The sequence below is a fragment of the Streptomyces sp. NPDC039424 genome (genome assembly GCF_055639495.1).
This window is the reverse complement of the sequence record NZ_JBVKAI010000032.1, coordinates 1-17,274: the sequence shown is the minus strand read 5'-3', so window position 1 is coordinate 17,274 and position 17,274 is coordinate 1. Positions and strand designations below refer to the sequence as shown.

The window sequence follows — 17,274 nt, the reverse complement described above, 5'->3', positions numbered from 1 at the left end:
GGGCCGCACACCACCTCGCCACCTCCCCGTTCAGCGGTTCTTTCACGGAATCAGGACAGCCCATGCCCAAGACCGATCGCCCCAAGAACATCGGAGCGCACTTCGATCATTTCGCCGACAAGCCGGGCCCCGTATGGCACCTGGACCGGCCTTTCGACATCGCTCCCGATACGGGCCGGGCCCATGACGCGACCGCCCTGGCCCGGCTCGTCGCCGACATGTCGGGGCGTCTGTACGCGGCGGGCCTGCGCCGCGGCGACCGGCTCGCGATCATCAAGCACAACCACATGGACGTCATCCTGCTCGCCGCCGCGGCGGCCCGGATCGGCGCCCTGCCCGCCATGATCACCTCGACGTTCGCCGCCGACACGCTCGGCAAGATGATGGCGCGCCTGGAGCCGAAGGTGATCGTCGCCGCGGACTCCGTGCTCGCCGCCGCGGCGGAGTCGGGCGTCACCCTCGCCGGACCCGGCACCACCGTCCTCGCCGTCGAGGGCGAGCGGCGGATCGACGGGTCCGTGCCCCTCGCCGACCTCGCGGGCTCGGACGTCCCGGCGCCCGACCTGCGCCCCGACGCCGAGCCGATGCTGCTCACGCACACCTCCGGCACCACCGGCGTACCCAAGTTCGTCATGCACTCGGCGGACACCATCGGCGTGTACGGGGTGATGGAGACCATCCGGATCCCGTTCCTGTCGACCCGGCCCGACGACACCATCGCCTCCTGCATCGCCTTCGTGCACTCGCGCGCGGTGACCTGGGTGCAGGCCCAGTCGGTGCTCGTACCGACGAAGGTCGTGGTGATGGGCGGCTCCGAGCCCGACACGGTCGTGGAGACCCTCAGCCGCAACCGCCCCACCACCCTGGAGGCGTGCCCGAACATCTTCCAGCGCTGGGAGCACCTGCCCAAGGCCCACCCCGAACTGTTCACCGACGTACGCGCCTTCATCTCCACCTTCGACGCGATACACCCCTCGACGATACGCACCTTCCTGGCCGCGTCCCGGCGCCGCCGGCCGGTGTGGGCGCAGAGCTGGGGGCAGAGCGAGATCGGCCCGGCCACCCTGGCGTCGTACTCCAGGCGCAAGGCCATGCGCCCCTCCGAGGGCGAGCCGTTCACCAACAACGTCGGCCGCCCCATCCCCTTCGTCACCCAGATCAAGGTCGTCGACCCGCAGACCCGCAAGCCGGTCAAGCGGGGGGAGCGCGGCATCGTCCTCGTCAAGACCAAGGGCCGCTGCCTCGGCTACCTCGGGGAGCCCGAACGGCACCGCGAGAAGCTGTGGGACGGCTGGTGGAACACCGGCGACATAGGCATCCACCGCCGTACCGGAACCCTTGAGATCCTCGACCGCGAGGTCGACGTCATCCCCGGCACCAGCGGCATCGAGCTGGAGAGCATCCTGCTCGAACGCCTCGACGAGGTCACCGAGGCGATCGTGCTCGGCGACCCGGACGGCCTGCCGGTGCCGGTCCTGTCCACGCACACCGGCACCCTCGACCGTGACGCCTGGCAGCGCGCCACGGCGGACCTGCCCGCGCTCGCCGAGCCCCGCGTCATCGACTGGGACGACTTCCCGCGCACCGGCACCTGGAAGGTCCGCCGTTTCGACCTGCGCCGGAAGATGCTGCAGAACCAGGCCACCTATGGCACGGGACGGTGGACATGAGTCCCGCCCGCCTTCCGGGCGCCCCCGCCTTGGGGGTGCGGTGATGGTGGCGACGGCACAACTGCCGACAGCCGCCGATGCCGAGGTGTGCGCCTACGAGAGCGACGAGGAACGCTGGCGTGCGGTCCGGGAGCGCGACGACGCCGCGGACGGACGGTTCTACTACGCGGTGACGACGACCGGCATCTACAGCCGGCCCTCGTGCGCGGCGCGACCGGCCCGCCGGGAGAACGTGGAGTTCCACGCCTCCCTGGAGGAACTGCACACGCGGGGCTACCGGCCCTGCCGCCGCTGCCATCCGGGCGAACGGGAGCCGAACGGGCGCCACGCCGCCGTGGTGGCTCGCGCCTGTCTGCTGATGAACGCGGCGGTGGCGCCGCCGAACCTGGACGACCTGGCGCAGAGCACCGGCTACAGCCGCTTCCACTTCCACCGCGTGTTCAAGTCGCTGACCGGACTGACGCCGCACGCCTACTGGACGGCGGTGCGGGCGCAGCGGGTACGGGAGGAGCTCATCCGGGCGCGGACCGTCGCCGACGCGATCTACCAGGCCGGCTTCACCACCAACGGCCAGTTCTACGCCGTCTCCTCGACGATCCTGGGCATGACCCCGCAGGCGTTTCGCGCGGGCGGGGCGGGCGTGGAGATCCGCTCGGCCATGGGCGTCACGGACGCGGGGCCGGTGCTGGTGGCCGTGACGGGGAAAGGCGTGTGCGCGGTCGTCGAGGGCCCGGAGCGGGCAGCGCGTGCGCGGCTGGCGGAGCTCTTCCCGTACGCGCAGCACCGCACCGACGACCGGTGGTTCGAAGCACAGGTCGCCCAGGTACTGGCTCGCTGCGCGGCCTCGCATCCGGACGCGCTGCTGCCGTCGGCGGTCCGCGGAGTCTGCCGCCACGAACGTATCCGCCAGGCGCTCCGCTCATAACCGGTCGCGCTCCTGCACCCGCCCCCACTGCGAGCCCCCGCCTGGTGCGGAACCAGCCTCGACTTTGTGGCGCGATCTCTACTACACGAGTAACCAGATCGCCGAATACAAGCGCAATTTCCTGAGTGCCGGTGGCCTGAACCCGTCTATAGCGTGGCCGCATTGATTCGTCAGGACAAGGGGGGATGGAGCAATGGCGCGCCACACTCAAGGCATCCACAGACGGAATTTCCTGACAGGGGGTGCGGCCGTCGGGGGAGCCGCGATCCTGACCGGAACGGGCCTGGCCACACCGGCCGCGGCGGACGACGGGACCGTGCCGGCGGCGGAGCCGATCACCACGGTGACCCCCGGCGACAAGCGGTACCCGGACCTGGTGCGCGGCTACAACCAGCGCTGGGTCGCCACGCCCGAGAAGGTCTGCCTCGCCGAGACGACCGCGCAGGTCCGTTCGGTCGTCCAGAGCGCGGTGACCGCGGGCAAGCGCCTGACCGTGCGCAGCGGCGGACACTGCTTCGAGGACTGGGTCTTCAACCCGGAGGTCCAGGTCGTCCTCGACATGACCCGGATGAACCGGGTCTATTTCGACTCCGAGAAGAACGCCATCTGCCTGGAGGCCGGCTCGCAGCTGCTGAACGCCTACGAGCGCATGTACCGCACCTGGGGAGTCGTCATCCCCGCCGGTACGTGCTTCCAGGTCGGCGCCGGCGGCCATGTCAGCGGCGGCTCCTGGGGCCTGCTCTGCCGCCAACAGGGCCTGGTCGTCGACCACCTGTACGCCGTCGAGGTCGTGTCCGTCACGGCCGACGGTACGGCGAAGGTCTACGTGGCGACCCGCGAGCCGAACGACCCGAACCGCGACCTGTGGTGGGCCCACACGGGCGGCGGCGGAGGCAACTTCGGCGTCATCACCCGCTTCTGGTTCCGGTCCCCCGGGGCGACCGGCACCGACCCCGCGAAGCTGCTTCCGCAGCCGCCGGCGGAGGTGTTCCTGCACGCCATGGCCCTGCCATGGGCGGATATGACCAAGGACCGCTTCACGCGCCTGATCAAGAACTTCGGCGACTGGCACGCCAAGTACCTCAAGCCCGGCACCGTCAACGACAACCTGTGCAGTGTGCTCTGGCTGAACCACAAGTCGAGCGGGTACATCGGCCTGGTCACCCAGGTCGACGCGACCGTCCCGGGCGCGCGGAAGATCCTGGACGACTACCTGGCCGCCGTGACCGCCGGCCTGGGCGTGGCACCGGAGCCGATGACCACCCACATGGGTGAGATGGCGGCCATGCCCGATCTCGCCGAGCCGCGCCGGATGCCGTGGCTGCAGGCCACCCGCTACATCGGCACCACCAACCCGACGCTGAACGACCCCAGCCTCAAGTGCGACCTGAAGTCCGCGTACTACCGCACGACCATGCCGACGGCGCACATCGACCGGTTCTACGAGCACCTGACGCGGGACGACCTGGTCAATCCCACCGCCGCGGTGCAGATGAGCTCCTTCGGCGGCCGGGTCAACGCCGTCGCCCCGGACGCCACCGCCGCGGTGCACCGCGAGGCCGCGTACAAGGCGGCATGGGGGATCTGGTGGTCCGACCCGGCGGACGAGGCCGCCTCGCTGCGCTGGATCCGCGAGTTCTACCACGGCGTCTACGCCGACACGGGCGGCGTCCCGGTCATCAACGACGTGACCGACGGCTGCTACATCAACTACCCGGACATCGACCTGCACGACCCGAAGTACAACACCTCCGGCGTGCCCTGGCACGAGCTGTACTACAAGGGCAACTACGCCAAGCTGCAGCAGGTCAAGCAGAAGTACGACCCGCGCGACTTCTTCCGCCACAGCCAGTCCATCAGGCTTCCGGCCAAAGTGAGCCGGTAGCGCGCCGCGGGCCGGTCGTCGACCGGCTGTCAGGGCTTCAGACCAACATCCCCCGCAAGACACGAGACTCTGTGAGGTGCCCGAAATGTCGGTCGAGACCACATCCGAGACCACAGCCACGATCACGTCCGCGACCACACCCAAGACCCTGGTCGTCAAAGCCATCGACGAACTCTTCGTCAACCTCGAACTCGACGCGGTGTACCGCCACTGGGCGGAGGGGTTCGTCCAGCACAGCCCGCTGGTGTCCGACGGCCGGGAGGGGCTGCGGACCACGATCGTGCAGCTGGCGACCCTCGGGTTCCGGTACAAGATGATCCGGGCCCTGGCCGAGGGGCCGTGGGTCGTGCTGCACGCGCACGGCGGTGGCGTCTCGCAGCCGTTCGCCGTCTTCAACCTGCTGCGGGTCGAGTCAGACCGGATCGCCGAGCACTGGGAGGTCGTGCAGCCGCAGATCACCGACACCGTCAGCGGCCACGGGATGCTGGACGGGCCGACCGGGATCACCGACCTGGACCGCACGGACGACAACCGGGAGTCGGTCCGCGGGCTGATCGACAGGGTCCTCGTCGGCGGCGACCTGACGGCCCTCGACGGGTACTTCGGCGGTGATTCCCTGATCCAGCACAGCCCGGGCGTCGCCGACGGGGTGAGCGCGCTGCGCGACTGGCTCGACCGGGGCCCACGCCGCTACGAAAGGCTCGACCTGCTGATCGCCGACGGAAACTTCGTCTGGGCCCAGTGCGCGGGTACGGTCGACGGCCGCCCGCACGTCCTCAACGACCTCTTCCGTCTCGCGGACGGGAAGATCGTCGAACACTGGGACGCCATCGCCGAGGTGCCCGCCCAACTCCCGCACAGCAACTCGCTGTTCGTCACCTTCTGAGCGGTCGCGGAGGTCGGCGACAGCAGCAGACCCCGAGGAGCCGGGCGCTGGTCGAAGCGCCCGGCTCCTCGGGGTCCGCTGCCGCTCAGAACATGCCGTTGCCGTGCGGCATCTGCTCGGGAATCTGGGTCCGGACGTCCCAGAGTTCGACGATCTTCCCGTCCGCGACGCGGAACAGGTCGGCGAACAGATGGGGCCGGGCGTCCACGGTGCCTTCGCACTGGGTGAAGACGAAGTTCCCCTCGGCGACGATCCGGTGGAGCTTGAGGTACTCGGTCCCGGCGAGCGTCTCCCGCAGGCCCGCCACGCCGTCGGCGGCCGAAGGGGCGTGCCGGATCAGCTCGCCGTCGGCGAAGTACCCGTCGAGGGCCGCCTGTTCGCCGCCGACGAGGACCTCCTCGACCAGCCGGCGGACCAGTTCCTTGTTCGAGGCCGTGCGGTCGAGGTCGGCGACCTCGGCGGGGCCGTCGCCCATGTCGCGCCCGGACGCGGTGGGCCCGGTCTCCGGGGCCACCGCCTCCCAGTGCTCGGCGATACGGCCGTCGGCGGCGCGGTAGAAGTTGAACAGGATGAGCGGCACCTCGGCGAGGCCGGTGACGCGGGCGTGCAGCAGCACCATCTCGCCCTCACCGATCGCGCGGAGCAGTTCGTAGCGGGCGCCCGCGCTCTTGGCCCGCTCGGTGAGCTGCCGCAAGCCGTCCTTGCCGTCCGCGCACAGCGGGCTGTGCTGGATGAACGTGGGCGCGTAGTACGTGTCCAGGGCGGCCTCGGTGTCGGCCTCCCCGGTCAGCGCCTGTACGCCCGCCACGATGAGACTCTTGGTTTCCATCCGATCTCCAAGGTTTGGTTTCGTCGCCGGGGAAACGCAGGGGGGAACTCACGCGCCGGTGGTGACCGGCAGCGCCTCCAGCGCGCGGGAGAGCAGGCTGGGCTTGTACTCGAGGTGTTCGGCGGCCAGGGTCAGCTCCGGCGCCCGGCGGAAGATCGCGCCCAGCGCGGTCCTGCCCTGGGTACGGGCCAGGGGCGCGCCGAAGCACACGTGCATGCCCGAGGCGAAGCTGAGATGCCGGTTGTCGGTGCGGCCGAGGTCGAGAGTGTCCGGATCCGCGAAGGCCTCGGGGTCACGATTGGCGGCGCCCCGGACCACGATGACCTGCTCGCCCGCGCGGACCACGTGCCCCTCGCCCAGGTCCACGTCCTCGAACGCGACCCGTATCGACAGATGCGAGGGCGAGTCGTAGCGCAGCAGCTCCTCGACGGCGCCGGCCGCCAGATCCGGTTCGGCGCGGAACCGGGCGAGCTGCTCCGGGTGCCGCAGCAGGGCGAGGGCGCCGTTGCCGATGAGGTTGGTGGTCGTGCCGTGCCCGGCGATGAACAGCAGGATGCAGGTGCCGAGGAGCTCCTGCTCGCTGATCTCCCCCGCGTCGGCCGCGGCCGCCAGCCGGCTCAGCACGTCCTCGCCCGGCGCCCGGCGCCGCTCCTTCGCCAGCGCGAGGAAGTAGTCGTTGAGCCCGGCCAGTGCCTCGTCCCTGCCCCGGTGGTCCGCCTGCGAGACGGTGAACGAGGGGCTCACCCCGGCCAGGTACTCCTGCGCCCATTTCTCGATCATCGGGTGGTCCGGCTCCGGCACCCCGAGCAGGTGGCAGATCACACCGAACGGCAGCGGATGGGCGACGGAGGAGATCAGGTCGAACCGCGGACCGGCCTCCAGTGCCTGGTCGAGGAGCCGCTCGGTGCGTTCCTCGATGTAGCCGGTGGCGCTGCGCATCACGCGCGGCCCGAAGGTGTCGCGCAGCACGCGGCGCATCCGGGTGTGGTCCGGCGGGTTCATGAAGATGAGCATGTGGCGCTGGTCGGCGAAACCGCCGGGCAGGGCCGAACCGCCCGGCGCGCTGTCCTTCGACGCCGCGGCGGGCGAGGGATAGCCGAACCGCTCGTCCCGCATGACCGCATCGCATTCCCGGTGCCGGGTGAGCACCCAGAAGCCCGCCGGGCTGCGGAAGACGGGGTTGTTCTCCCGCAGCCGCCGATAGTGCTGATAGGGATCCTGCCGGAATCCTGGGGTGTTGGGGTCGAAGCCGAGCATGTTCTCGGCACCACCCCGCATCGTCGTCGTGCCGCTCACATGCCCTCCGCTGGGGAAATGGGATTCTGCGCCGTGGCCTGTTCTTTTCGGCGGTGCACATCAAGGAAGCACGGCGAGTCGGCGGGCGTGAAGGGACAATTTTCTGTCACCCGACGCGCCGAGGCGGATGCCGACGCCGCCCGCACCTGCGACCCGGCCACGGACACTCTTACCGGCCGCCCTCGGCCCCGTACGACCGTGAGGGCCGGGAATTCCTGCATGACAAGTTGTTGCCATGGCGGTGTGGTCGGGCCATGGCAAGCAGGGAAATACGCTTCGGGTATGACAAGTGTGGCGCAATCTGCGGCGGTGGAAGGCGAGTTGAGCCTCCGGGAGAGGGTGTTCGACGCGGTGCTCGGGCTGTGCCGGGAACGCGCCTACGAGGAATTCGACATCGGGGACATCGCGTCCCGCGCCGGTGTCGGCGAGGAGCCGGTCCGTGCGCTCTGGCCGGCGAAGAACCTCCTCGTGATGGAGGCGCTGCTGCACGTCGTCGCTCCGCACATGCGTTTTCCGCGCACCGGGGACCTCCGCGCGGACCTTCAGGACCAGCTCACGGCGACGGCCCGGTTGTTCGCCGACCCGGCGATCGGCCCGCACCTGGTGGCGGTGATCGCCGACGTGCACCGCGACGAGCGGCTGGCCGCCGCGTTCCTGGAGAAGGTCTACACGCCCAACCGGACCATGGCCCGGGCGCGCTTCGTGCTGGCCCGGGAAGAGGGCCAGTTGCGTCCCGACACCGACGTGGACACCGCCATCGACATGGTGTTCGGCCCGCTCTGGTTCCGCCTGCTGCTCGGCACCGGCCCGCTCACGCCACAGCTGGCCGAGTCCATAGCCGACAACGCGCTGCGCGGACTGGGTGTCGGCGCCACCACGGCACAGCGGTACGGAGGGGGCGAGCCGGAATGAGCACCACCGAGCAGACCACGCGGGGCGAGCCGCCGCGCGGTGAGAAGGTCGCCGACTACGTGGACGGCAGGTTCGCCATCTACAAGGCGCGCGCCCTGGTCCGCAAGGCGTTCCCCGAACACTGGTCGTTCATGTTCGGCGAGATGGCGCTGTACAGCTTCCTGATCCTCGTCGTCACCGGCATCTGGCTCACGCTGTTCTTCAAGCCGAGCATGGGCGAGACCGTCTACAACGGGTCGTACGTCCCGCTCAAGGGCATCGGCATGTCGGAGGCGTACGCCTCCACCCTGCGCATCAGCTTCGACGTGCGGGGCGGCCTGTTCATCCGGCAGCTGCACCACTGGGCGGCACTGACCATGATCGCCGCGGTCAGCGTGCACCTGCTGCGGCACTTCTTCACCGGCTCGTTCCGCAAGCCGCGCGAGGTGAACTGGCTGATCGGCTTCGTGCTGCTGGTCCTGGTGGTGGTGGAGGGCTTCGCCGGCTACTCGCTCCCCGACGACCTGCTCTCGGGTACGGGCCTGCGCATCGCCGAGGGCATCGTCCTGGCGATCCCCGTGGCCGGCACCTATCTGCAGACCTTCCTGTTCGGCGGCGAGTTCCCGGGCCACGATCTGGTGCCGCGGCTGTACAGCGTGCACATCCTGCTGATCCCCGGGATCATGCTGGCCCTGATCGTGGTGCACATCCTCTTCGTCGGCGTGCACAAGCACACCCAGTTCCGCGGCCCGGGCCGCACCCAGGAGAAGGTCATCGGCCAGCCGCTGCTGCCGCACTACGTGGCCAAGGCCGGCGGCTTCTTCTTCGCGGTGTTCGGCATCCTGGCGCTGATGGCGGGCGTCGCGCAGATCAACCCGGTCTGGACGTACGGCCCCTACCGGGCCGACCAGATCTCCCAGGGCTCTCAGCCGGACTGGTACATGGGCTTCCTGGAGGGCGCGCTGCGGGCGTTCCCGGCCTGGGAGGTCACCCTCGCCGGATACACGGTCAACCTGGGTGTGCTGCTGCCCGCCGTCGTCCTGCCCGGCCTGATGGCCACGGTCATCGCGGGCTGGCCGTTCCTGGAGGCGTGGGTGAGCGGCGACCGGCGCGAGCACCACCTGCTGGACCGGCCGCGCGAGCACCCGACCCGCACCGCGTTCGGCTGCGCCTTCATCGCCTTCTACCTGGTGCTGTTCTTCGGCGGTGCCAACGACGTCCTGGCGCAGTACTTCAACCTCTCGCTCAACTCCATCACCTGGGCGGTGCGGATCGGCATCTTCGTCATACCGGTCGCGGTGTACCAGGTCACCAAGCGGATCTGCCTCGGACTGCAGGCACGGGACCGGGAGAAGCTGCTGCACGGCCGGGAGACCGGCCGGATCCAGCGCCTGCCGCACGGCGAGTTCGTCGAGGTGCACGAGCGGCTGGAGCGCGGGCAGGAGTACGCCCTCCTCTCCCGCGAGGTGTTCGAGCCCCTGCCGGAGCCGGCCGCCGAGACCGACGGGGTACCCAACCCGCGCCTCGGCCGCGACCGGCTGCGCTTCCGGCTCAGCCGCTGGCTGTACGGCCAGCAGGTGCCCACGCCGACCCCGCAGGAGTACCGGCAGGCCCTGGCGCACCACCGGCACGCCCTCGCCGCCCACGAGCAGGTCGCGGTGAACGGAAAGGTGGTCCCCGGCCCCAGGGCTCTGACCGGCGGACGCGAACAGGCGGACGAGGACGCCCCGGCGCACTGACCCGGAGCACGGCCGAGGGGGCGGCCCGCCACGACGCGGCGGGCCGCCCCTCGCGCCGTCCGTCAGCCGCCCGGCACCAGGGAGCGGAAGCGGCCGAGGACCCGGTCCACCAGGGCGCCGGCCGCCCCGGTGTAGGCGGCGGGGTCGGTCAGGGCCGCCAGGTCGGCGGGGGAGAAGCGGGCGGCGATCTCGGGGACGTCGTGGAGCAGTTCGGCCAGCGGCTGCCCGCTCGCCGCCGCCCGCAGCGCGGTCCGCGCCACCACCGCCTTCGCCGCCGCCTTGCCCAGCACGGGCGTCAGCCGCGCCGCGAGCCGCTCGGCGACGATCAGCGCCCCGGTACGGCCGAGATTGGCCCGCATCCGGTCGGCGTGCACGGTCAGCCCCGCGGTCAGCTCGGCCGCGGTGTGCGCCGCCCCGCCGACCAGCCGCAGCGCCTCGCGCAGCGGCTGCCACTCGGCGTGCCAGGCCCCGGCGGGCCGCTCGTCCTCGGCCACCATGCCCTGCGCCACCGACGCGGCCAGCAGCGGCACCTGGGCGGCGGCGGAGCGGATCAGCGTGGACAGCACCGGGTTGACCTTCTGCGGCATCGCCGAGGACACCCCGCGCCCGGGCGCCGCCGGCTCGGAGACCTCACCGACCTCGGTACGGGAGAGCGACTGCACGTCGGCGGCGAGCTTGCCCAGTGCGCCCGCCGTGTGGGTGAGCGCCGCCGCCAGGTCGGCGAGCGGGGTGCGCACCGTGTGCCAGGGCGCGGTGGGCACCGCCAGCTGGAGTTCCTCGGCGTAGGCGTGGAACAACTCGTCGACGTACTCGGCGGGTTCGGCGGCGCTGCCGCCGGGGGCGTCGATCCGCGCGTACTCCAGGTAGCCGGCGAGCGTCCCGGCCGCACCGCCCAGTTCCACCGGCAGCCCGCCCAGCACCAGCGAGGACAGCCGCTGCTGGGCGTCTAGCACCCCCTGCAGCCAGGTGGCCGCCTTCAGCCCGAACGTGGTGGGCACCGCGTGCTGGGTCAGCGTGCGGCCCGCCACCGGGGTGTCGCGGTGCTCCTCGGCCAGGCCGGCCAGCGCGCGGGCGGTGCGCCCCAGCGCCTCCAGGACGAAACCGAGGGCACGGCGGGCCACCAGCATGGTCGCGGTGTCCAGGACGTCCTGGCTGGTGGAGCCGCGGTGCACATAGTGCGCGGCCTCCGTGTCCCGCTCGGCGACGGCGGAGGTCAGCGCCTGCACCACGGCGACCACCGGGTTGGCGGCGCCGCGCGCGGCCTCGGCCAGGGCGCGCAGGTCGAAGTTCTCCGCCCGCCCCACCTCGGTGATCAGCTCGGCCGCCGCCTCGGGCACCAGTCCCATCCGGGCCTGCGCGCGGGCCAGGGCGGTCTCCGCGTCCAGCATCGCCTGGAGCCAGGCCCGGTCCGACACCAGCGCCTCGACCGGGGTGCCGGCACGGACCGGGGAGAGCAGACCGGCGTCCTCCTCGACGACCGCGGTCACGGCGGCGCCGACGGCTATGGCCGTGGCCATCACGCGGCCTCCGTTCCGGCGGTGGCGCCCGGCAGCGGGAACGCCGGGGAGTCGGCGAGGGCGAGCACCGCGCGGGCGATCGCGTCCGAGTCACCGAGGGTCACCGAGTTGACGCCGGGCCGTATACCGGCCGCGGTCACCCAGTGCACGGACTCCGTCGGCACGCCGTAGGCGAACCGCCGCGGGTGCGGGGTGCCGTCCGCCTTCACCAGACGGTACGGCCGCTCGGTGACGGCGAGCCCACCGGTCTCGTACACCGCCGTCCCGGGGCCGTTGATCAGGTACTGGGCACAGTTTCCCGAGGCCCTCAGGTGGCGCAGCAGCGGATCGGCGGCCCGGCGCAGGTCGATGTCGGGCAGCCGGGCCTCGACCAGCACCCGGGCGTGCACCTCGGACCCCGGCACCCGCGGCGAGACGGCCGTGAACCGCCGCCGCCGCGCGTCCAGCGTCACCTGGACGTCCGGGCCGACCACCTCCAGCACACCGGCCTCGATCAGCGCGATCATCTCCTCGATGCGGGAGGCGGGCGGCCCGATGGACAGGAACGCGTTGAGCGGGGTGTACCAGCGGTCGAGGTGGTCGCGGTGCGAGCCGGCGGTCAGCCCGTTGTGGTCGACCAGGATCCGTATCTCGTTGCGCAGGTCGCGCAGCGCGTCCAGGGCGGACTTCAGCGGCCCGGAGACATTGCCCTCCAGCGCGTCGTCGACGTCCTGCCGCAGCCGCCGCAGCAGCCAGTCGCGCCACGCCTCGCGGCCGACGAAGGGGGCGTCGTGGTCGGGGCGGGTGATCCGCCGCCAGTCCCAGCGGTCGGCGGCCTCGATACCGTACGACCCCAGCAGTTCCCGCTCCTCGTCACCGCCCCACGCGGCCCCGAGCAGCCGCCCGCGGAACCGGTCGACGGCGAACCGGGACGCGCCCCGGCGGGCCAGCAGCGTCGTGTAGTAGACCGTCTCGACCTCCTTGGCGACCAGCGGCCAGATGTCCTCGCGGAAGTCCAGGCCCCCGCCGCGGTCGGCCCGCGCCCGCAGCTCCCGCACCTTCTCCTCGGTGAGCAGCAGCGGCATGTGCCGGCCGTGGGCACCCTTCTCGTTCTCGCCGCGCGCGTGATAGGGCACCCCGCGCCGCGATCCCGCGTACAGGCGGGGCTCCCGGCCGGAGGGCCGGTACACGAGCCGCCCGTCGACCCGCTCGTAGGCGCCGCCGCGGCCCTGCGTGAACAGCGCCATGTAGTCGAAGAAGTTCAGGCCCAGCCCGCGCAGCAGCACCGGCTCGCCGGCCGCGATGAAGCCGAGGTTGACATCGGCCGGGTTGGCGGGCCGCACATGCGTCAGCCCCAGCCGCTCGGCCTCCCGGTGCAGCCGGGCGAGCGGCTCGGGGTCCTCGGCGTCGACATGGCCCACGCTGAGCACCACGGCGTCCAGCCCGGTCAGCTCCCGTCCGTTCGCCAGCCGCACCGTCTGCCGGGCCACGTGATCGCCGGGGACGTCGTCCAGGGCCGTCGCGCGGGTGCGGTGGACGACGACGCCGACGTGGTCGGGAGCGAGCGCCACCACCCGCTGGAACACCCACTCCAGGTAGCGGCCGTAGAAGGCGCGGGTGGGATAGGAGTCGGGACCCAGCCTGCGGGCCTCGGCGAGGGACTCCTCGTCCAGGTCCGACTCCCCGGGTTCCAGCGGCGCCATCAGCCGCGCCCACTCGTACAGGCTCGGGCCGGTCGCGAGCGGCCCCTCCATGTCCACCGTCTCGTCGGTGAAGAGGGTGACCTGGGAGGCGACGGTGTTCATGAGCAGATGGCGGGACTGGGTGCCGCGCCAGACCCGGCCCGATCCTGGCCGTTCTGCTTCGACCACATGCACGGTGAGGGCTACGTCGGGGGCGAGCGCGGCGTTGGCGCAGACGCGTTCGAGCACCGACAGCCCCCGGGGCCCGGTGCCGATGATGCACATGGTCAGTCGCTGATTGCCCATCTGCTGCTCCTGATTGGCGTGAAAGGTCTGACTCGAAGGGAAAGAAGGGAAACGAGGTAACGCGGGAACGGGAACGCGGGAACACGCCGGGATCGGCGCCCCGCCGCGACGGCGCACTCACCCGACTGAGCGGAAGGAAATCCGCTACCTCGAAACAGGGTCAACGCGGCACCGGAAAAGGCGCGCCGATCGCGCCCCGGAGCCGGAAAAAGCACCGGTATCCTGCTGCGTCCGCGCCGCGCCGGCGCCCGATTGCCGTGCCGGAGCCACGGGCTTTCGCACGGATTGCCATACGACTGCCATCCCTGCCCGGGGAATCGGCGGAATCAGTGGAATGCGCCACAGGCCCCGGCGAAACACCGGCGGAAATACCGGTGATTGCCTGGTGGCCCGCCGGAATCGGCCCAAGCCGCCCTTAAGCGCCGTGCGGAGGATGAATACACACCCGCGTTCTGCGGGCCCCGCCCCCGCCGACTCCGACCCGCCCCAGGGAGTGCCGTGCATCGTCGTCTCTTCACCTCGGAGTCCGTCACCGAGGGCCACCCCGACAAGATCGCCGACCAGATCAGCGACGCCGTTCTCGACGCCCTGCTGCGTGAGGACCCGGCCTCCCGGGTGGCGGTCGAGACCCTGATCACCACCGGCCAGGTGCACATCGCCGGAGAGGTCACCACCTCCGCGTACGCCGACATCCCCGGACTCGTCCGCGAAACGATCCTCGGCATCGGCTACGACTCCTCGGCCAAGGGCTTCGACGGCGCATCCTGCGGTGTGTCCGTCTCCATAGGCGCGCAGTCCCCCGACATCGCGCAGGGCGTCGACGCCGCCTACGAGCAGCGCGTCGAGGGCACCACCGACGAACTGGGCCGGCAGGGCGCCGGGGACCAGGGCCTGATGTTCGGGTTCGCCTGCGACGAGACGCCGACGCTGATGCCGCTGCCGATCTCCGTGGCGCACCACCTGTCCGAGCGCCTGTCGGCCGTGCGCAAGGACGGCACCGTCCCCTACCTGCGTCCCGACGGCAAGACGCAGGTCACCATCGAGTACGACGGCGACAAGCCGGTCCGCCTGGACACCGTCGTCGTCTCCTCGCAGCACGCCGCCGACATCGACCTGGACGCGCTGCTCACCCCGGACGTCCGCCGGCACGTCGTGGAACCGGTCCTCGCGGCGCTCGCCGCCGACGGCGTCAAGCTGGACACCGACGGCTACCGCCTGCTGGTCAACCCCACCGGCCGGTTCGAGATCGGCGGCCCGATGGGTGACGCCGGCCTCACCGGCCGCAAGATCATAATCGACACCTACGGCGGGTACGCGCGCCACGGCGGCGGCGCCTTCTCCGGCAAGGACCCCTCCAAGGTGGACCGTTCGGCGGCGTACGCGATGCGCTGGGTCGCCAAGAACGTGGTCGCCTCCGGCCTCGCCACCCGCTGCGAGGTACAGGTCGCCTACGCCATCGGCAAGGCGGAGCCGGTCGGCCTGTTCGTCGAGACCTTCGGCACCCACACCGTGGACCCGGCCCGGATCGGCAAGGCCGTCGGCGAGGTCTTCGACCTGCGCCCGGCCGCCATCGTCCGGGACCTGGACCTGCTGCGCCCCGTCTACGCCGCGACCGCGGCCTACGGCCACTTCGGCCGGGAACTGCCCGACTTCACCTGGGAGCGCACGGACCGCGCGACCGCCCTGCGCGCCGCGGCCACGGGCTGAACCGGGCGGGCAGCGGCCGAGGACAGGGGCAGCACATGAGGATCGCCGTCACGGGTTCCATCGCCACCGACCATCTGATGGTCTTCCAGGGCCGGTTCGTACAGCAGCTGATCGCCGAGCGCCTGGACAAGGTCTCGCTCTCCTTCGCCGTCGACGACCTGGAGATCCGGCACGGAGGAGCGGCGGCGAACATCTCCTTCGGGCTCGGCCTGCTCGGGCTGCGCCCGGTGCTGGTCGGCGCGGTCGGCACGGACTTCGAGCCGTACCGGACGTGGCTGAAGCAGCACGGCGTCGACACCGACTCCGTGCTGGTCAGCGCGGACCGGCACACGGCCCGCTTCGTCTGCACCACCGACGCCGACCACAACCAGATCGGCACCTTCTACACCGGAGCCATGACCGAGGCCCGCCGGATCGAACTGGCGGCGGTCGCCGACCGCGCCGGCGGCCTCGATCTGGTGGTCGTCGCACCCAACGACCCGGTGGCGATGGTCCGCCACACCCGCCAGTGCCACGAACTGGGCATCGCCTTCGCGGCGGACCCCTCGCAGCAGCTGGCGCGCATGGACCGCGAGGAGGTCCGCTCCCTGCTGACCGGCGCCCGCTACCTGTTCACCAACGAGTACGAGAGCGCGCTCATCCAGGAACGCACCGGCTGGACGAAGGAGCAGATCCTGAACCGGACCGGCATCTGGATCACCACCCGCGGTGCCGACGGGATCCTGCTGCGCACCACCGGCGACCCGGACCGGACCATCGGTGCCGTACCGGCGCACGGCCCCGTCGAACCCACCGGCGCCGGTGACGCCTTCCGCGCAGGATTCCTCGCCGCCACCGCCCGCGGCCTGCCCCTGGAGCGGGCCGCGCAGCTCGGCAGCGCGGTCGCCACCTGTGCCCTGGAGACGGTCGGAACCCAGGAGTACACCCTCACCCCGCAGCGGCTCACGGCGCGGATCCGCGACGCCTACGGCGCGACCGCGGCCGCGGAGCTCGCCCCGCACCTGAGCACCATGCCAAGGAGCCTGACATGAGCGGCCCGGAGCGCGTACGGGCGCTGCGCGAAGCGCTGGCCACCCGGGTGGTGGTCGCCGACGGGGCCATGGGCACGATGCTCCAGGCCCAGGAGCCGACGCTGGAGGACTTCGAGAACCTCGAGGGCTGCAACGAGATCCTCAACGTCACCCGTCCGGACATCGTCCGCTCGGTCCACGAGGCCTACTTCGCGGCGGGCGTGGACTGCGTGGAGACCAACACCTTCGGCGCCAACCACGCGGCCATGGCGGAGTACGACATCGCCGACCGCGTGTACGAGCTCTCCGAGTCCGGCGCCCGGATCGCACGGGAGGCGGCGGACGGGTTCGCCGCAGGGGACGGCCGGCAGCGGTGGGTGCTGGGCTCGATCGGCCCCGGTACGAAGCTGCCGACGCTCGGCCACGTCTCGTACACCACGCTCCGCGACGGCTTCCAGGCGAACGCCGAGGGCCTGCTCGCGGGCGGCGCCGACGCCCTGATCGTGGAGACCACACAGGACCTGCTGCAGACCAAGGCCTCCGTAGTCGCCGCCCGCCGCGCCATGGAGGCCACCGGCACCGAGGTCCCCCTGCTGTGCTCGATGGCGTTCGAGACCACCGGCACCATGCTGCTGGGCTCGGAGATCGGCGCGGCGCTGACCGTGCTGGAGCCGCTGGGCATCGACATGATCGGCCTGAACTGCTCCACCGGTCCCGCCGAGATGAGCGAGCACCTGCGCTACCTCACCCGGCACTCCCGCATCCCCCTGCTGTGCATGCCGAACGCGGGCCTGCCGGTGCTGACCAAGGACGGTGCGCACTTCCCGCTGGGCCCCGAGGGACTGGCGGAGGCACAGGAGACCTTCGTCCGTGAGTACGGTCTGTCCCTGATCGGTGGTTGTTGCGGTACGACTCCGGAGCACTTGCGGCAGGTGGTCGAGCGGGTCCGGGA

The 17,274-nt window shown here is 71.4% G+C and carries 13 protein-coding genes; 9 read left to right on the top strand and 4 right to left on the bottom strand.

Annotated elements, in window-relative coordinates; genetic code table 11:
* Nucleotides 1-62: 62 nt before the first annotated feature.
* The 4 genes from ACZ7L0_RS41755 to ACZ7L0_RS41740 all read left to right on the top strand — a co-directional run bounded on the left by ACZ7L0_RS41755 (nucleotide 63) and on the right by ACZ7L0_RS41740 (nucleotide 5,366).
* On the top strand, nucleotides 63-1,670 hold the full coding sequence (locus ACZ7L0_RS41755) for a class I adenylate-forming enzyme family protein (protein WP_471247826.1): 1,608 nt from the start codon (nucleotides 63-65) through the stop codon (nucleotides 1,668-1,670).
* Between the two features lie 43 nt (nucleotides 1,671-1,713).
* Nucleotides 1,714-2,595, top strand: coding sequence for a bifunctional transcriptional activator/DNA repair enzyme AdaA (locus tag ACZ7L0_RS41750; RefSeq protein WP_471247825.1), 882 nt, complete (start codon nucleotides 1,714-1,716; stop codon nucleotides 2,593-2,595).
* A 193-nt stretch (nucleotides 2,596-2,788) separates the two neighbouring features.
* Nucleotides 2,789-4,480, top strand: a complete 1,692-nt coding sequence (locus ACZ7L0_RS41745; RefSeq protein WP_471247824.1) for an FAD-binding oxidoreductase — start codon at nucleotides 2,789-2,791, stop codon at nucleotides 4,478-4,480.
* Nucleotides 4,481-4,565: 85 nt separating this feature from the next.
* Nucleotides 4,566-5,366 carry a nuclear transport factor 2 family protein gene (locus ACZ7L0_RS41740; RefSeq protein WP_471247823.1) on the top strand — a complete coding sequence of 267 codons (801 nt, stop codon included), beginning with the start codon at nucleotides 4,566-4,568 and terminating at the stop codon, nucleotides 5,364-5,366.
* Between the two features lie 85 nt (nucleotides 5,367-5,451).
* Here ACZ7L0_RS41740 and ACZ7L0_RS41735 read toward each other — a convergent pair whose 3' ends face one another.
* Both ACZ7L0_RS41735 and ACZ7L0_RS41730 read right to left on the bottom strand, forming a co-directional pair.
* Nucleotides 5,452-6,195, bottom strand: a complete 744-nt coding sequence (locus ACZ7L0_RS41735; RefSeq protein WP_471247822.1) for a nuclear transport factor 2 family protein — start codon at nucleotides 6,193-6,195, stop codon at nucleotides 5,452-5,454.
* A gap of 48 nt (nucleotides 6,196-6,243) precedes the next feature.
* Complete coding sequence (locus ACZ7L0_RS41730; RefSeq protein ID WP_471247821.1) at nucleotides 6,244-7,491, bottom strand: cytochrome P450; 1,248 nt, start codon at nucleotides 7,489-7,491, stop codon at nucleotides 6,244-6,246.
* 282 nt (nucleotides 7,492-7,773) lie between these two features.
* Between ACZ7L0_RS41730 and ACZ7L0_RS41725 the strand changes: the two genes are divergently transcribed.
* Together ACZ7L0_RS41725 and qcrB are read left to right on the top strand one after the other, a co-directional pair.
* Entirely contained in the window at nucleotides 7,774-8,403 is a 630-nt protein-coding gene (locus ACZ7L0_RS41725; RefSeq protein WP_471247820.1) for a TetR-like C-terminal domain-containing protein, read from the top strand.
* The gene (qcrB, locus tag ACZ7L0_RS41720) at nucleotides 8,400-10,121 is read left to right on the top strand and encodes a cytochrome bc1 complex cytochrome b subunit (protein WP_471247819.1); all 1,722 of its coding nucleotides are present in this window, start codon (nucleotides 8,400-8,402) and stop codon (nucleotides 10,119-10,121) included. Before ACZ7L0_RS41725 ends, qcrB begins: the two co-directional genes overlap by 4 nt.
* 62 nt (nucleotides 10,122-10,183) lie before the next feature.
* On the opposite strand, the gene ACZ7L0_RS41715 is transcribed toward qcrB, so the two are convergent.
* Nucleotides 10,184-11,638 carry a nitrosuccinate lyase gene (locus ACZ7L0_RS41715; RefSeq protein ID WP_471247818.1) on the bottom strand — a complete coding sequence of 485 codons (1,455 nt, stop codon included), beginning with the start codon at nucleotides 11,636-11,638 and terminating at the stop codon, nucleotides 10,184-10,186.
* Nucleotides 11,638-13,605: an FAD/NAD(P)-binding protein gene (locus ACZ7L0_RS41710; protein ID WP_471247817.1), complete on the bottom strand. Its 1,968-nt coding sequence runs from the start codon at nucleotides 13,603-13,605 to the stop codon at nucleotides 11,638-11,640. Before ACZ7L0_RS41710 ends, ACZ7L0_RS41715 begins: the two co-directional genes overlap by 1 nt.
* Before the next feature lie 498 nt (nucleotides 13,606-14,103).
* On the opposite strand from ACZ7L0_RS41710, the gene metK reads away from it, so the two are divergent.
* From metK to ACZ7L0_RS41695, 3 genes are all read left to right on the top strand, one after another.
* Nucleotides 14,104-15,312, top strand: coding sequence for a methionine adenosyltransferase (metK, locus tag ACZ7L0_RS41705; protein WP_471247816.1), 1,209 nt, complete (start codon nucleotides 14,104-14,106; stop codon nucleotides 15,310-15,312).
* A gap of 35 nt (nucleotides 15,313-15,347) precedes the next feature.
* Nucleotides 15,348-16,343, top strand: a complete 996-nt coding sequence (locus tag ACZ7L0_RS41700; protein WP_471247815.1) for a carbohydrate kinase family protein — start codon at nucleotides 15,348-15,350, stop codon at nucleotides 16,341-16,343.
* On the top strand, nucleotides 16,340-17,274 hold a 935-nt coding region (locus ACZ7L0_RS41695), incomplete at its 3' end, for a homocysteine S-methyltransferase family protein (RefSeq protein ID WP_471247814.1). The genes ACZ7L0_RS41700 and ACZ7L0_RS41695, both read left to right, overlap by 4 nt.

Excerpts from the sequence above, each read along its gene's own strand:
- ACZ7L0_RS41755 (WP_471247826.1), top strand. The coding sequence starts at position 63 with ATGCCCAAGACCGATCGCCCCAAGAACATCGGAGCGCACTTCGATCAT.
- ACZ7L0_RS41750 (WP_471247825.1), top strand. The coding sequence starts at position 1,714 with ATGGTGGCGACGGCACAACTGCCGACAGCCGCCGATGCCGAGGTGTGC.
- ACZ7L0_RS41745 (WP_471247824.1), top strand. The coding sequence starts at position 2,789 with ATGGCGCGCCACACTCAAGGCATCCACAGACGGAATTTCCTGACAGGG.
- ACZ7L0_RS41740 (WP_471247823.1), top strand. The coding sequence starts at position 4,566 with ATGTCGGTCGAGACCACATCCGAGACCACAGCCACGATCACGTCCGCG.
- ACZ7L0_RS41735 (WP_471247822.1), bottom strand. The coding sequence starts at position 6,195 with ATGGAAACCAAGAGTCTCATCGTGGCGGGCGTACAGGCGCTGACCGGG.
- ACZ7L0_RS41725 (WP_471247820.1), top strand. The coding sequence starts at position 7,774 with ATGACAAGTGTGGCGCAATCTGCGGCGGTGGAAGGCGAGTTGAGCCTC.
- qcrB (WP_471247819.1), top strand. The coding sequence starts at position 8,400 with ATGAGCACCACCGAGCAGACCACGCGGGGCGAGCCGCCGCGCGGTGAG.
- ACZ7L0_RS41715 (WP_471247818.1), bottom strand. The coding sequence starts at position 11,638 with ATGGCCACGGCCATAGCCGTCGGCGCCGCCGTGACCGCGGTCGTCGAG.
- ACZ7L0_RS41710 (WP_471247817.1), bottom strand. The coding sequence starts at position 13,605 with ATGGGCAATCAGCGACTGACCATGTGCATCATCGGCACCGGGCCCCGG.
- ACZ7L0_RS41700 (WP_471247815.1), top strand. The coding sequence starts at position 15,348 with ATGAGGATCGCCGTCACGGGTTCCATCGCCACCGACCATCTGATGGTC.